Below are 15187 nucleotides of genomic sequence, written 5' to 3'. Positions count from 1 at the left end.
ATGTTAGCTTAGTTAAATATTTCTATGACGATAGTAACAAGAAATTGTTTTCATTGTGATGAATTAATCCCCACTGGAATCAATTTAAATGTAAACATAAACAACAACCTACAGCCCATGTGCTGTATTGGTTGTCAAGCTGTTGCTCAAACCATTGTAGATAACAATTTAACGCAATATTATGCTGTAAGAACTGAGCCTGCTCATAAAGGCGCAGAGCTTGTGCCTGAGCAGTTGCAAAAAAATCAACTGCTCGATGAAGCCGTATTACAAGATGAATTTATTTATCAAGATAAAGAAATAAAGGAAGCCATTTTAAGTATTGAAGGCATAAACTGTGCTGCTTGTGCTTGGTTGATTGAAATGCAACTGAGCAAAAAGATAGGTATTGAAGCCATTAATGTTAATGCAACAACACAAAGAGCGACTATAAAATGGCAGGATAATAAATTAGCCTTAAGTGAAATCCTCAATGCTATAGATAGAATTGGTTATCAAGCCTTACCCTTTAAAGCCAATGAAGTAGAAAAGCGTAATAAAAGAATAAGTAAAACCTTTATTAAAAGACTCGGTATCAGCGGTATTTTAATGATGCAAATCATGATGATTGCCGTAGGTTTATATTTTGGTGCCTTCGCGGATATGTCTGATCACAACAAGGTATATTTGCGTTGGGTGAGTTTTATTTTAGCTATTCCGATTGTTACTTATGGTGCTTTGTCTTTTTATAAAGGCGCAATTAGTGCCCTAAAAGTAAAAAGGCTATCCATGGATGTGCCTGTCACCATTGCGATAATACTAGCATTTAGTGCAAGTGCATGGGCGACAATATCTCAGCAAGGTGAAGTTTATTTTGAGTCTGTTTCGATGTTTACTTTCCTATTACTTATTGGAAAGTTTTTAGAATTCAGGGCTCGCTCTCACGCAGCACAAGTTTCTGCCAATTTATTAAAACTTATGCCAATGACAGCAACAAGAATTGGTCACGGTCAATCACTCCTTTTAGAATCCATAACTAAAGAAGAGTTAGTAGCAGCCAAGTTACTGATTGTTGAGGATATTGTTTTAATTAAGCCTGGAGAAACAGTACCTGCAGACGGCGTTATCATTGATGGTCATTCACATATAAACGAAGCGATGCTTTCTGGTGAGCAATTACCTGTCAGTAAAAACCTTAATGACAAAGTGTTTGCCGGTACAATAAATGGCGATAGCAATATAACAGTCAGAGTAAAACAAAAAAATAGCCAATCTTTTTTAAGCCAACTAATTCGTTTAAGTGAACAGTCTCAAGCTCATAAGCCAAAGCTTGCTCGACTATCAGATAAAATCGCACAATATTTTGTCGCCATTATATTAATGACCGCGATAGGTACAGCACTTTATTGGCAACAACATTTACCTGAAGAAGCTTTTTGGATCACTTTATCTGTGCTCGTTGCTACTTGTCCTTGTGCCCTTTCTTTAGCTACTCCTACCGCATTAACTTGTGCGACTACACGCTTAAACCGTGATGGTATCATGATAAAATCAGCACATGTTATGGAAACTATGCCACAGATTAATTGTTTCGCTTTTGATAAAACCGGTACATTAACCACTGGTGAGTTTGTCATTGAACAGGTAAGCATTGCCAATGAAAATAGATTCAACAAGCAGGAAGTATTAGCGATTGCTGCCGCATTAGAATCTCACTCTGAACATCCTTTAGCTAAGCCTTTTAGTCCTTACCGTGATTACTCACTGCAAACAAGCCAAGTAAGAGTTGAATCAGGCAAAGGGGTGAGTGGCGTTATTAATAATCAAGAGTACAGTATAGGTAAACCAAGCTGGCAATTAGATGAGTTTGATGAAGACATCCAATCTGCAAGTTGTGTTTTACTTTGTGAGGGTGTGCTTATCGCTGCTTTTTTCTTAGTAGATCAAGTGAGAAATGATGCATCATCACTAATCAAATCATTAAATATCAATAATCAAACTCTGATGCTTTCAGGTGATAGCCAAATTGCTTGTAATAAAATTGCAAAGCAGTTAACAATAACTCAATGTTATGGCGACCTTTCAGCCAGTGATAAAATGAATAAGCTGTTGGAAATGCAAGCGCATGAACCAGTAAAAGTTGCTATGGTAGGTGACGGTGTTAATGACTCCCCTGTGTTTGGTGCGGCACATGTTTCCATGGCAATGGGATGCGGTACTGATATTGCCAAAAGCGGTGCCGATGTCATTTTATTAAATGATAAACTTTCCAGTATTAGCACCTTAAATAAGGTAGCAATAAAAACACGTCGTATCGTGTTTCAAAATTACTTATGGGCTTTTGGTTATAATGCCATTGTATTACCATTAGCCGTTGCTGGATTTATAACCCCTTACATGGCGGTTATAGGAATGTCTGCAAGCTCGATTTTAGTGATCACCAACTCACTACGTTTACTAAAAAAGTAGTCACTCAACAAAAGAGTAAAAGATGAGCATAATATACATATTAATCCCTATCGCTGTATTACTTACTGTCCTTGGTATCTATTTGTTCTTTTGGGCAGTAAAAACAGAGCAATTTGATGATCTCGAAAAGCAAGGCATGAGCATTCTTTTCGATGAAAATGAAAACCAAGAATCTATCGAAGTTAATCAGAACACTCAATCAGAAGTTGATGCAAAAGAAATAAAAACTACTCAAGCTCCTGAACAAGACAATAAATGAATATTGATATTCTCTCGGCATTTATCATAGGTTTACTTGGCTCTGGTCATTGTATTGCCATGTGTGGTGGTATAACTACCATGTTAACATCTGCACTTCCTCAGCCTAAGCATGCTAATAATCAACAGATCCCTGTTAATGGCCAAGAGCAGACTCATAATCAAGTAAACAAATTAAGCTTAATTTTTGCTTATAATATTGGCCGTATTGCTTCATACAGTATTATTGGCGCTATCGTTGGCTTTACTGGCTCAATTGCTGCAAAAAATATCGGTATGCCACTGGCAAGCTTACGTATCATTTCAGCCATTTTTCTTATTTTATTAGGGTTATATTTAGGGCAATGGTTAATGTGGATAAATCGCATTGAAGCTTTAGGAAAGGGATTATGGAAGTACATTTCTCCTTTGGCTAAAAATGTTATTCCTGTCAGTACTCCGAGTAAAGCATTCTCTTTAGGCGCTATCTGGGGCTGGCTACCTTGTGGCCTAGTTTATTCAACCCTAACTTGGGCATTAGCGAGCGGTAGTTTGGTAACAGGGGCAAGCATTATGTTTTTTTTCGGCTTAGGAACCTTGCCAGCGCTATTAACACTCTCTTTTAGTTTCGGTAGTGTTAAGCATTTATTAGCCAATGCTAAGTTACGAAAAACAATGGCATTAATATTAATTACCTTTGGTATTTATAGTTTACTTCTTGCATCTAGACAGGTGTTCTAATACCATAGATTTGTCCTAAGAAGCTATGTAAATAATCGAGTAATGTATGTCGAACAATAGTTGCCCAAGCGCACAACATATCAAATGTCAAAACTGTAGTATTAGTGAGCTTTGTTTGCCTTTTACGCTAAACGATCAAGAGCTTAATACTCTCGACAATATTATTGATCGTAAACGCCCTATCCACAAAGGCGATAAAATATTTACCGATGGCCAAGATATGCACGCACTATATGCTATTCGCTCAGGAACATTTAAAACCTATACTGTTAACGAGCAAGGTGAAGAGCAAATCACTGGCTTTCATCTAGCGGGGGACTTATTAGGATTTGACGCAATAGCTGATGCTGAGCATAAAAGTTTTGCTCAAGCACTTGAGACATCAATGGTGTGTGAAATTCCTTATAATAATTTAGACAAACTGTCTAACACTATGCCAAAACTTAAGAAGCAAGTTTTACGCTTAATGAGTAATGAAATTCGCACTGATCAAGAAATGCTCACCCTGTTAAACCGAAAAAATGCCGAGCAACGTGTAGCAACATTTTTGGTTACATTAAGCGATCGTTATCATGACCGTGGTTTATCCGCCAGTGAATTTAGACTAACAATGACTCGAAGCGATATAGGTAACTATATTGGTTTAACGGTTGAAACAATCAGTCGGTTGTTAAATCGTTTTCATAAAAATGGCTTAATCAATGTTGATGGTAAATTAATTTCTATTTTAGATATTGATGCATTAATTGATTGCGCTGAGTCTTAATCCGCTACAAAGTTTAAGGGTTATTGTCGCGATAAAATCATTTATCGTGACCCGTAAACTTCCAAATAAATTGATTTAAAACAAGCATTAATTTCATACATTTGCTATAAATTAACTATGTTCTTTTAATGGTTATATTGTTAATTTATAAAAGTGAGATTAATCATGCAAACATATCAAAAAATCCTCGCCGTTATCGATCCGACAACGGAAGATCAAAAAGCACTAAAAAGAGCAATAGAATTAGCCGCTAGTATTAAAGCCAAAACTGATACCAATGTAGAAGTTTGTGCTTTTTTAACTATTTTTGATTTTTCTTATGAAATGACCACTATTTTATCAAGCGAAGAACGTGACGTTATGTGTCAGTCAGTAATCAAAGATAAAAAATCATGGCTAGAAAATATTGTTAATAGTTTAAAAGGTGATATGGACATAAATTGTCAAGTGGTTTGGCATAACCGCCCTTTCGAAGCTATCGTAGAGCAAGTCATAGAACATGATTATGATATTGTCATCAAAGGAACACACTTACATGACAAATTAAAGTCTGTGATTTTTACCCCAACAGATTGGCATATTTTACGAAAATGCCCTTGCCCAGTGTTATTAGTTAAAGATCACGCTTGGCCTGAAAATGGTAATATAATTGCAGCACTAAATGTTGGTAGTGATGAATCTGAACACCGCTCACTTAATATTAAAATTACTGAGGAAGCCAAACAGTTAGCTTCAATTGTTCAAGGCAATGTTCATTTAGTAAATTCATTTCCAGGTACCCCGGTAAATATCGCCATTGAAATACCTGAGTTTAATTCCACAGAATACAATGACACCATGTTAAAGCATCATCAACAAGCGATGATCACTCATGCTAATAAATTTGATATTAGTGTTCTTAATACTCATGTTGAAGAAGGCTTACCTGAGACAGTTATAGAGCAAGTCGCAGAAAAAGTGGATGCAGAGTTGGTCATTCTTGGTACTGTCGGTAGAACAGGTATTTCAGCCGCTCTAATAGGAAATACAGCAGAGCATGTAATTGACCAACTTAATTGTGACGTTCTCGCTCTAAAACCCGATGGCTATGTATCACCATTACAGTAAATCAACATATTGAAATAGTTATTAGCTAATTTTTAAGATAACAAGGCGAGAAGAGTGCAATGTAATCATTGTGCTTTGACGGTTTTTAACGGAGTTAGGTTAAAGTAAGCCATAAACCATTAGGCTCTACTGAAAAATCGTCACTCTTTTTCAAGCGAAACAGAGTGATAAACTTAAAGTTCAACAGACCCTAGTTTGTTACCTCTGCCTTATAGCTTTAAAGCGCTAAAAAACCTATAATGCGCGGCGAAATTAAACCGTTTTAACTAAAGCTGCCTTTTATGAACACCTCAAAGCCCTTAACTGCGATACAACAGACTCAATTACCAAAACTTGAAAAACGCATCAGACGTCATGTCGGCCAAGCTATTGCTGAATACAATATGATTGAGGAAGGCGATAAAGTCATGGTTTGTTTATCAGGAGGCAAAGACAGTTATGCGCTCTTAAGTATTTTAATGTTACTTAAAGAGTCTGCGCCAATTAACTTTGAGATAATCGCAGTAAATTTAGATCAAAAACAGCCCGGTTTTCCAGAGCATGTACTACCGCAGTACCTTGATGGTTTAGGTATCGAGTATCATATTATTGAAGAAGATACTTATGCGATTGTAAAAGATAAAATTCCTGAAGGAAAAACCACCTGTAGCTTGTGCTCAAGGCTAAGACGCGCTGTTCTTTATAAAACAGCAAAAAACTTAGGCGCTACAAAAATAGCACTTGGGCACCATCGAGACGACATGATTGAAACACTGATGTTAAACATGTTTTATGGTGGAAAGATGAAGGCTATGCCTGCTAAATTAGTTTCCGATAATGGTGAGCATGTCGTGATCAGACCGCTTGCTTTTTGTAAAGAAGCCGAATTAATTCAATATGCCGAATTAAAACAGTTTCCTATCATTCCTTGTAACCTTTGTGGCTCACAACCTAATTTACAACGTCAAAACATTAAGCGCATGTTACAAGACTGGCATGAACAGCACCCTGGTAGAATAGAGTCAATGTTTACAGCTATGCGAAATGTTGTCCCATCACATTTATGTGATAGCCAGTTATTTGATTTTAAAACTATTGATAGTGATTCAGGTATAATTGATGGCGGTGATACCGCATTTGATACTCCTGAATATCCCCAAGCTGACAATATAAGCTCACATAGCAATGAGCTTAATGTTATTCAGGTTAAGTAGTTATTTACTCTCCAGCAATAACATCTTTACTTAGATTAGAGTCTTGAAAGTATTGCTGATTTTGTCTTAGCATGTGCGTAAGATCAGTAACATAATCTGCGCCTCGCTCTGAATAGGCAAGTAGCCCTGTAGCTAATAGCTCAGGGTTTAATGGCTGATGATTAGAGCGTAGTTCAAAGCGTATACTTCTAAAGACACGGTAAGCATTATGTGAATTGATATTATAGAAATATCTCGCTACCGCTTCATCTACACTTTGAAACGCAGCTACTTCATGTTTGGCCCCAGTATTTCTGCCACCAGGTACCATCCCGCAACCTTGGCGATAACACCAAATACCAAAGAAATTGAGTCCTATTCGAGAAAATCTTGATGTGCCCCATGCCGACTCATTAGCCGCTTGTACTAATACTAGCGGCGTAGGTACAACGTCGATGCGAACAAGTAAGTCATTAACCTGCTGCAGAACCGACGATTTCTCATTAACACGATACTTCTTCACTAAACTAGCTAACGTTTTTAACTCACTCTCTGATAGCGATAAGCCTAAAGATATTTTCTCTAGCCAAAATTCTAACCGTGCTCGCTGCGTTACTAACTTAGTATTTTCTTTTTCTATTGAAGGACGAATGAAGTCAAAGAATTGCTTCTTTTTACTCTTTACATCTTTTATTGCAGCAAAGTCAGGCAAGTCAACTGAGTGTAAAGGTTTCTCTATAACTTGCTTAACAATTTCTTTATCCGCTTCAACTTTACTGCTTATTTGCTCTTTTTCAGGCTTTGGAATAGCTACAGGCTTTAAAAAAGTAAAAGGGGCTAGTATGAATACCGCTAAAGCCACTAATAAGATGCTGCTAATAAATGTTGTTTTACTCATTGTATTCCTTCATTTTCTTTAAATGCATATTAAGCTGAAAAAGTATCATCTGAATCTGAGTCCACCTTAGACACTGATGAATTAGTCGTTTGACTAAGCTCTTCTTCACTCTTATCAGTAGCTAAACTAATTCCAAAAATTTCACGGTATAAAATACCTTTTACATTATAATATAAAGGTGCTAAGTAATTGATACCAAAAAGAAAAATGATAAACCCAACTGGCGCTAGTGTTGACTCTAACAATAATGCTAAAGGAAAAAATAACATGATCAGTGACAGGAATAAAATGAAATAGACAATAAACAAAGGAAACAATTTAAAACGAAGGGATTTAACAGAAATGATAATAGCCTTCATGGGCGTCATTTTTTTCTCAATCACTAAAGGGATAGTTAACGATAAAGTAATTGCTAAGAAAATACCCGGTAATATCAATAACTGAAAACCTAAACTAATTAATACCGAAGTAAATAAGGCACATAACACAACCCAACTGGCTCGTTGTAAAAACGCGAAAATCATTTTCGGTTGAGTAGGCATACCGACGGAGTGCAACACTCCCATCATTTCAACCTCTGCAATAAAAGGCCATACCGCGATGGTAACTACAACATTTAACAGCATACTCGCTTGAGGATCTTCAAGCACAGCCTCAATACCACCGAGATAGTCACTAACAATAAATGATACCGACATACCAAGTATGATTGAAAACAATAACCCTATATTTATCGCTAAGCGCGACTTCATAGTTAATTGCCAAGCTTCATTCAAAATAGCTTTAACATCAATTTGATAATCACCTTGTAGTGCACGTTCAACACTACCACCAACTTGTACAATAGAAATTTTTTCAGGCAAAGTAAAAACCCTTATAAAACAGAAAAAGAAACGTAAAACAAAAGGGGCTGCCTTGTATAAATGCCCAACAAATCGCTACAAAAACAACCTTAAAAGTTCAACAGACCCTAAGGCAATATTATACCTGAATATAAAAAATAATGTGTATCATGCTAAAAAGGGGTTAACTTAAATCACTTAGCACTAACTGTAGTGCCAATAGCAATAATACAGCGCCCATCACTCTATCTAATAGATAACCTTTTATTTGTAAATAATATCTCACTCTTCGGTGTGTTAATAAGTAGGATAAACTCACAAACCAAATACCTGTGGCAATTGTCATGTACAAACCATAAGTTAATTTAATCTCAAATGGCGTTGAAGGTTCGATAACAACAGAAAATAAACTCACGAAAAACAAAGTAGCTTTTACATTAAGACCATTGATTAAAAACCCGGTAAAAAATGCTTTTTTAGCGGAAGGCACAGCACTTTCTTTATTGACGTCTTGAATTTGCTCTTCAGTGCGCGGTACATCAGGTTTTTTAGCACGCAAGCCATGCCAAGCAATGTAACAAAAATAACCTGCAGCAATATACTTTAATGCTGTCAGCAAACGTTCATCACTGGCAATCAGTAAACCTATGCCAACCAGTGAATAGGTAACATGTAATAAAATACCACTGGCGATCCCTAAACTGGTTAAAATTGCGGTACGACGATCATAGCGGATACTTTGCTTCAATATTATTGCAAAGTCGGGACCTGGGCTTGCTACAGCCAATAAATGAACGGCAGCAATAATAAAGAATTGTTCAAGGTAAGACATATAAGATATAAGATTAAACAAAAAGCCATTCTACCTGAGGCTATTTATTAAAAGCTAGCTTTTCTTATAATCATAAATTTTAAAACTTAAAGCTTCGATTACGCGTTAAAATATTTTGATAAAAATGCCATAACTCATCAAAACAGCAAAACGTATACTCTTCACCACGATAAATAGTTTTCATTTCAGACCCTTTTGAATAGTTAATAACCTGAGGGTACTGTACAAAAAAAACACTACAATGATTGTAACTCAGCTGTAATTTAACGTGCAAAATGGTTGTCATGAATTGTTTTTAAAACATTTATAAAGAAATTACTGCCCTTTTCATGTGCTAGGGAGATATTATTTTCAGGGATCATTTCCGGCTTATTATAAACGGATAGCACTCGCGCCATACTGGCTTCACGAATGATATGTAACAAAGGTAATGGTGAACGATTCGTAAAGTTGCTCACCTCATCATAATCTTCGCCCTCAAAACAGTATTCAGGGTGCATACTTGCCAGTTGAAATACGCCTTCAAAACCAGAGTCAATCAACAGTTCATTCGCATAATCAAGTAAGTCTAGGTAACGATCAAAACTACGAAAACCATCTTCAAATATTATTAATGTCGTTTCAACCTCTGGATGCGCCTGTAAATAACGACATTGCTCAACAAATTCAATTAAGGCTGGCTTAACTTGGCTTTGTGATGATTGATAATAACAAATGCTATTATTGACAAATTCCTTCTTAGCAAACGGACAAAAGTTAAGCCCGATGATCACTGTTTCTATCCAGTCTTTAATCGCTAATACGCTGCCACTTTCTTCGTTATTTTCTCGTTCTCTCATAAAATCATTTACTGTGCTGACTGCTGTAATTGCCACATTTTACTATATTTCCCTTGCTTAGCTAACAATTGTTGATGATTCCCCTGCTCTACAATTTCGCCTTCACTCATTACAATAATATTATCGCTATCAACTATGGTTGATAGTCGATGAGCAATCACTAGACTGGTCCTATTTTTCGCCACTTCATTAATGGCTGTCAAAATAGCTTGCTCAGATTGACTATCTAATGACGACGTGGCCTCATCAAACACCAATATTTGCGGATTTTTCAGTATAGTTCGAGCAATAGCTACACGCTGTTTCTCTCCCCCAGAAAGCTTTAATCCCCGCTCCCCCACCATGGTTTCTACTCCATCGGGTAAACTATTTACAAATTTAGTCAGATGGGCCATTTCTATAGCATTCATTACTTGTTCATAACTTGCCTCAGGTAAGCCATAATTAACATTTGCAAACAAACTATCATTAAATAATACGGTATCTTGCGGTACTATCCCTATGTGGCTTCGTAATGAATGTTGAGTCACGTGATTGATATTTTGGCCATTGATGCTGATAAATCCTGAATTGACTTCATAAAACCTGAATAACAATTTTACTAAAGTTGATTTTCCTGAGCCACTCTCACCAACTACTGCGACTTTTTCACCGCTGTTAACCGTAAAAGAGACGTTTTTGATTATGTCTCGTTTAGGGTTATATGCAAAAGAGATATTTTCAAAAGAAATGGGAGATTGGGCTATATCTAAATTACTCGCATTTTCTTTGTCATTAACCTTCGGGGCTTTATCTAGCAAGCCAAAAAGGTTTTCAATATTGGCAAGAGATCCTTTAATTTCGCGGTAAACAAAACCTAAAAAATTCAATGGCATAAAAAGTTGCATCATAAAGGCGTTAATCAGCACAAGATCCCCTAAAGTCATATTACCTTCGCTAACACTAACGGCTGCTAGAGCTAACATTGCTGTCATTGCCATGGCAATAATAAATGCCTGGCCACCATTTAACGCAAATAACGATAAACGATTTTTAATTTTAGCCTGCTCCCAATGAGATAACTGTTCATCGTATGCCTTCGACTCGTAGTCTTCATTGGTAAAGTACTTAACCGTTTCATAATTTAACAGACTATCAATAGCACGTGTATTACTCGAAGAGTCGGCTTTATTAGCTTCTCTTACATAACGGGTGCGTAACTCAGTAGCATAAACAGAATAGGCAATATAAGTTAAAATTGAACCTAAAGTGATTAAGGCAAACCAGATGCCATAATTAATAAAAAGAATGGTGACCACCATCACAATTTCAAGCAAGGTAGGCACTATATTGAACACCATGAAACGCATTAAAAAACTAATGCCTGTGGTACCGCGATCTATATCACGAGACAAACCACCTGTCTGTCGATTTAAATGAAAATCTAAATCAAGTTGATGGAGGTGACGAAATACTTTTAAACCAATACGGCGAATGGCTCGCTCAGTCACACGACCAAACAGGGTATCGCGTATCTCAGCAAAAAGTACAATAGATAATCGTACTGCCCCATAAGCTAGGACCAAACCAAATGGCACGACCAAAGCCTGCATATTTTCTGGAGCTTTTGTATCTAAAGTATCAACGATATCTTTTAAAATAAAAGGTAAATAAACGCTAGCAACTTTAGTTAATATTAAACAACACATGGCAAAAACTATGCGTGTTTTAAATTCAAATAAATAAGGTAATATTAATTTAAAGGCTTGCCAATTAAGGGTAGAAACTTCGTTATCAGGGTAACTTGAGGGACGCATAATCTAACGACAGCTTATATTCTATGAAGAGGATGAACATCATAGAATATAAAGCTAATTATCAAAAGGGAAATTAATCTTCAACAACGTCGATTAATACATTACCTTGAGCGCCAGATGGCGGCTTAATACCTAAAACTGCAGATAAAGTTACCGCAATATCAGTGGTACTAACACGCTGATAGTTTACTTCATCATCAAGATTGAAACCCGCAAAGATTAATGGCACAAAAGTATCATATCCCCAAGGAGAGCCATGGGTTGCTGCAACCGTTAAACCTTCCATATCGGCGACAAAGCGATGTGCATCAAGTACTACATAAATATCGCCTGAGCGGTTTGGGTTATGATTATTAGTTACTAGAGTATGCAGGTAATCTTTTGGAATACTACCTGACTCTATATCAGTGCTGGTAACAGCAATAGCAACGCCATCCATTTTATCTACTTCAAAAGCAACCGCTTTTTGAACTTGGGCTAGGTTTAATTTTCGTCTTTCAATCAACTCTCTATCTAAATAGATATAAGGATGAAAGTAAGATTTAATTAACTGTTCATCAAAACCAAACTTACGTTTCAAAATCGTCATGCTTGCCGACTTATCCCATTCCTTTGGCTTAACCACTTTAGTCTCCATTCCTAAACTCGATAAATAAGCAGGTACTTCTGCTGCGCCATGATCCGCAGATAACACAATAAGCGTATTGTCTAAACCAACTTTTTTATCGATAAACTTTAATAAATTCGCAATAGTTCTATCAAGCCTAAGCATATTATCTTCAGCTTCTAAACTTGAAGGTCCAAATATATGACTGACATAATCTGTTGAAGAAAAACTTACCGATAAATAGTCGGTAATATTATCTTTACCAAGCTGCTCGTTATTGACCACAGCTTTGGCAAAATCTAGTGTTAATTCATCTCCTGCGGGGCTCAAGGTCAAAAAGGTATTAAAGTAGCCGTTAGAACTATCACCGTATTGATGTGGGAAAGTACGCCCAAAACCTGGTAATGCGGTTTCCCAAGCTTGGTCGTCTTGCTCAGCAAACTCATACTTATTCAGTGGCTGTGAAAGTTGCCATGTTTGTTGATGATATTGTTGCGCTAATTTTTTACTATTCCACTTTGTGACCCAGTCAGGGTATTTATCATAATAATATTGGCTAGTGACAAACTCACCTGACTTTTTAGAGAACCAAAAAGCTTTCCCCATATGGCCAGCAAGGGAAACGGCTCCCCTATCCTTAACAGAAACACCAAATATTTTAGCCTTGCCATTACTTGCAATTGAAAGCTCGTCACTAAATGTTGAAACAAGAATATTTCGAGGTGAGCGTCCTGATGATTTAGCAGTACGTTGTGTGGGATCAATTTCTGTTTTTTGGTTAACATCAGCATTCGCTGACAATAGCGGATGCTCCGCATCTTCAATGTTATACACTAAGCGATTTAGTTTATTGTCATACCAAACATTACCAATCATACCGTGTACTGCCGGCAAAGCGCCTGTAGCAAGCGTTGCATGACCAACTATCGTTTCGGTATTCGCGTGATTATGGTGAGCATCCTTATAAACCACACCTTCATTTAATAAATATTTAAAGCCGCCTTTTCCCATTTTATCCAAATACCGATACGGCATATCGCCACGTAATTGGTCAACAGTAATTTGTAAAACCAATTTAGGTTTAGACGCCTGTGCAATAAATGAAAAACTACTGAGAATAGTTAACGATGAAATGATTATTATTTTATAAAACAATAACCTATTTTTTATATTTGAATACGGCATGAACACTTCCTTGATTATGAATAGCAAAATATCTTATTCTGAAAAGTTAACGCAAATGACTTGCATTTACAATTGAATCATCTCATATTAACCAAGATTTAACCTTTAAATTTTAATGACATTTCTTTATATGTAAAAGGATCAACAATGAAAATGGTAAATAAGTTTAAAAAAATAACCCTAGGAATAGGTTTATTAGCGATAGCCAGTAGTGCTGTTGCAACAACCGATAAATCAAAACCTAATGTTTTAGCGATTTGGGGTGACGATATTGGCTATTATAACATCAGTGCCTATAACCAAGGTATGATGGGCTATGAAACGCCAAATATTGACCGTATTGCTGATGAGGGTGCTTTATTTACTCATCATTATGCCCAACAAAGTTGTACTGCGGGCCGTGCATCATTTATTTTAGGACAAGAGCCTTTTAGAACAGGACTACTAACCATAGGCATGCCAGGTTCAACACATGGTATTCCCGATTGGACACCAACTATTGCTGACCTTTTAAAAGAAAAAGGTTATATGACTGCTCAATTTGGTAAAAACCATTTAGGAGATCAAGACGAGCATCTACCTACTAACCATGGTTTTGATGAGTTTTTTGGTAACCTATACCATTTAAATGCCGAAGAAGAGCCAGAAACCTACTACTACCCTAAAGACAAAGAGTTCCATAAAAAATATGGCCCTCGTGGTGTAATCCATTCATATGCCGATGGTCAAATTGAAAATACGGGTTCAATGACGCGTAAGCGCATGGAAAACGCTGATGAAGAGTTTTTAGCGGGTACATTAAAGTTTATTGATAAAGCTCATAAAGCCAAAAAACCTTTCTTTATCTGGCATAGCTCAACCCGTATGCATGTATGGACTCGATTACAAGAAAAATATCGTGGCAAATCAGGCGTAGGCCTAACAGCTGACGGTATGTTAGAGCATGACGATCATGTCGGTATTCTATTAGATAAGTTAGATGATTTGAAAATTGCCGATAATACTATTGTTATTTATTCAACCGATAATGGCGCTGAAAAATTCTCATGGCCTGACGGTGGTACTTCACCATTTCTTGGTGAAAAAGGGACAACAAATGAAGGGGGTATGCGAGTACCTCAGTTAGTAAGATGGCCTGGTACTATTAAAGCCGGCTCTCGCTTTAACAACATGATGTCTCATGAAGATTGGATGCCAACACTTCTTGCCGCAGCTGGTGAGCCAAACGTTGTCAACAAACTGAAAAAAGGCCATAAAGCAAACGGTAAAAAATGGAAAATCCATGCCGATGGTCATAACTTTAAACCTTTCTTCGAAGGTAAAGAAAAAGCATCACCACGTACCAGTAAATTATACTTTAATGCTGCTGGTGATTTAAACGCTGTGCGTTGGAACGAGTGGAAAATTGCTTTCGCTGTTGAAGAAGGTGGCATCAATACCGCTTATCGCAAAACCCCTGCTTGGCCGGTAATTACTAACCTACACGCTGACCCATTTGAAACCGCTTCAAAAGAGTCTGCTATGTACCTTCGTTGGTATGCCGATAACATGTGGTTATTTGTACCTGTTCAGCAACAAGTAACCAAATTCATGAATACTATCGATAAGTTTCCATTCCAAGAAGGTAGTAGTTTAAGTGCCAGTGATATTGGTTATAAAAGTATAAGAACTCAGAAAGCCTTACAACAATTACATCAATTAAGCCCTAACCGTTAAT

Annotated in this window: 13 protein-coding genes; 7 read left to right on the top strand and 6 right to left on the bottom strand. The window is 36.8% G+C overall.

What is annotated here, in order from left to right; genetic code table 11:
- Nucleotides 1–24 precede the first annotated feature (24 nt).
- From AC27IF_RS16625 to ttcA, 6 genes are all read left to right on the top strand, one after another.
- Nucleotides 25–2448, top strand: coding sequence for a heavy metal translocating P-type ATPase (locus tag AC27IF_RS16625; RefSeq protein ID WP_487055466.1), 2424 nt, complete (start codon nt 25–27; stop codon nt 2446–2448).
- 22 nt (nt 2449–2470) lie between these two features.
- Nucleotides 2471–2707, top strand: a complete 237-nt coding sequence (gene ccoS / locus AC27IF_RS16620; RefSeq protein ID WP_487055465.1) for a cbb3-type cytochrome oxidase assembly protein CcoS — start codon at nt 2471–2473, stop codon at nt 2705–2707.
- On the top strand, nt 2704–3426 hold the full coding sequence (locus AC27IF_RS16615; protein WP_487055464.1) for a sulfite exporter TauE/SafE family protein: 723 nt from the start codon (nt 2704–2706) through the stop codon (nt 3424–3426). Before ccoS ends, AC27IF_RS16615 begins: the two co-directional genes overlap by 4 nt.
- 46 nt (nt 3427–3472) lie before the next feature.
- Nucleotides 3473–4192, top strand: coding sequence for a fumarate/nitrate reduction transcriptional regulator Fnr (fnr, locus tag AC27IF_RS16610; protein WP_487055463.1), 720 nt, complete (start codon nt 3473–3475; stop codon nt 4190–4192).
- Nucleotides 4193–4357: 165 nt separating this feature from the next.
- A complete protein-coding gene (gene uspE, locus AC27IF_RS16605; RefSeq protein WP_487055462.1) occupies nt 4358–5299 on the top strand; it encodes a universal stress protein UspE in 942 nt (313 codons plus the stop codon).
- Between the two features lie 281 nt (nt 5300–5580).
- Entirely contained in the window at nt 5581–6492 is a 912-nt protein-coding gene (gene ttcA / locus AC27IF_RS16600) for a tRNA 2-thiocytidine(32) synthetase TtcA (RefSeq protein WP_487055461.1), read from the top strand.
- Nucleotides 6493–6496: 4 nt separating this feature from the next.
- Here the strand turns inward: ttcA and AC27IF_RS16595 are convergent, their stop codons facing one another.
- The 6 genes from AC27IF_RS16595 to AC27IF_RS16570 all read right to left on the bottom strand — a co-directional run bounded on the left by AC27IF_RS16595 (nt 6497) and on the right by AC27IF_RS16570 (nt 13470).
- The gene (locus AC27IF_RS16595) at nt 6497–7369 is read right to left on the bottom strand and encodes a glucosaminidase domain-containing protein (protein ID WP_487055460.1); all 873 of its coding nucleotides are present in this window, start codon (nt 7367–7369) and stop codon (nt 6497–6499) included.
- A gap of 29 nt (nt 7370–7398) precedes the next feature.
- Entirely contained in the window at nt 7399–8232 is an 834-nt protein-coding gene (locus AC27IF_RS16590) for a YciC family protein (RefSeq protein WP_487055459.1), read from the bottom strand.
- Nucleotides 8233–8395: 163 nt separating this feature from the next.
- Complete coding sequence (locus tag AC27IF_RS16585; protein ID WP_487055508.1) at nt 8396–9043, bottom strand: LysE family translocator; 648 nt, start codon at nt 9041–9043, stop codon at nt 8396–8398.
- A 263-nt stretch (nt 9044–9306) separates the two neighbouring features.
- Nucleotides 9307–9882 (bottom strand): DUF1415 domain-containing protein, encoded by a 576-nt coding sequence (locus tag AC27IF_RS16580; RefSeq protein ID WP_487055507.1) that lies wholly within the window; start codon nt 9880–9882, stop codon nt 9307–9309.
- Between the two features lie 8 nt (nt 9883–9890).
- Nucleotides 9891–11678 (bottom strand): ABCB family ABC transporter ATP-binding protein/permease, encoded by a 1788-nt coding sequence (locus tag AC27IF_RS16575; RefSeq protein ID WP_487055458.1) that lies wholly within the window; start codon nt 11676–11678, stop codon nt 9891–9893.
- Between the two features lie 73 nt (nt 11679–11751).
- Nucleotides 11752–13470 (bottom strand): alkaline phosphatase family protein, encoded by a 1719-nt coding sequence (locus AC27IF_RS16570; RefSeq protein ID WP_487055457.1) that lies wholly within the window; start codon nt 13468–13470, stop codon nt 11752–11754.
- 147 nt (nt 13471–13617) lie between these two features.
- Between AC27IF_RS16570 and AC27IF_RS16565 the strand changes: the two genes are divergently transcribed.
- The gene (locus AC27IF_RS16565) at nt 13618–15186 is read left to right on the top strand and encodes an arylsulfatase (RefSeq protein WP_487055456.1); all 1569 of its coding nucleotides are present in this window, start codon (nt 13618–13620) and stop codon (nt 15184–15186) included.
- Nucleotide 15187 lies beyond the last annotated feature (1 nt).

The organism is Colwellia sp. KS18-150, assembly GCF_057551365.1.
The sequence above is the reverse complement of the archived record's forward strand: the minus strand, read 5'-3'. Positions and strand labels throughout refer to the sequence as shown.

Excerpts from the sequence above, each read along its gene's own strand:
- AC27IF_RS16625 (WP_487055466.1), top strand. The coding sequence starts at position 25 with ATGACGATAGTAACAAGAAATTGTTTTCATTGTGATGAATTAATCCCC.
- ccoS (WP_487055465.1), top strand. The coding sequence starts at position 2,471 with ATGAGCATAATATACATATTAATCCCTATCGCTGTATTACTTACTGTC.
- AC27IF_RS16615 (WP_487055464.1), top strand. The coding sequence starts at position 2,704 with ATGAATATTGATATTCTCTCGGCATTTATCATAGGTTTACTTGGCTCT.
- fnr (WP_487055463.1), top strand. The coding sequence starts at position 3,473 with ATGTCGAACAATAGTTGCCCAAGCGCACAACATATCAAATGTCAAAAC.
- uspE (WP_487055462.1), top strand. The coding sequence starts at position 4,358 with ATGCAAACATATCAAAAAATCCTCGCCGTTATCGATCCGACAACGGAA.
- ttcA (WP_487055461.1), top strand. The coding sequence starts at position 5,581 with ATGAACACCTCAAAGCCCTTAACTGCGATACAACAGACTCAATTACCA.
- AC27IF_RS16595 (WP_487055460.1), bottom strand. The coding sequence starts at position 7,369 with ATGAGTAAAACAACATTTATTAGCAGCATCTTATTAGTGGCTTTAGCG.
- AC27IF_RS16585 (WP_487055508.1), bottom strand. The coding sequence starts at position 9,043 with ATGTCTTACCTTGAACAATTCTTTATTATTGCTGCCGTTCATTTATTG.
- AC27IF_RS16580 (WP_487055507.1), bottom strand. The coding sequence starts at position 9,882 with ATGAGAGAACGAGAAAATAACGAAGAAAGTGGCAGCGTATTAGCGATT.
- AC27IF_RS16575 (WP_487055458.1), bottom strand. The coding sequence starts at position 11,678 with ATGCGTCCCTCAAGTTACCCTGATAACGAAGTTTCTACCCTTAATTGG.
- AC27IF_RS16570 (WP_487055457.1), bottom strand. The coding sequence starts at position 13,470 with ATGCCGTATTCAAATATAAAAAATAGGTTATTGTTTTATAAAATAATA.
- AC27IF_RS16565 (WP_487055456.1), top strand. The coding sequence starts at position 13,618 with ATGAAAATGGTAAATAAGTTTAAAAAAATAACCCTAGGAATAGGTTTA.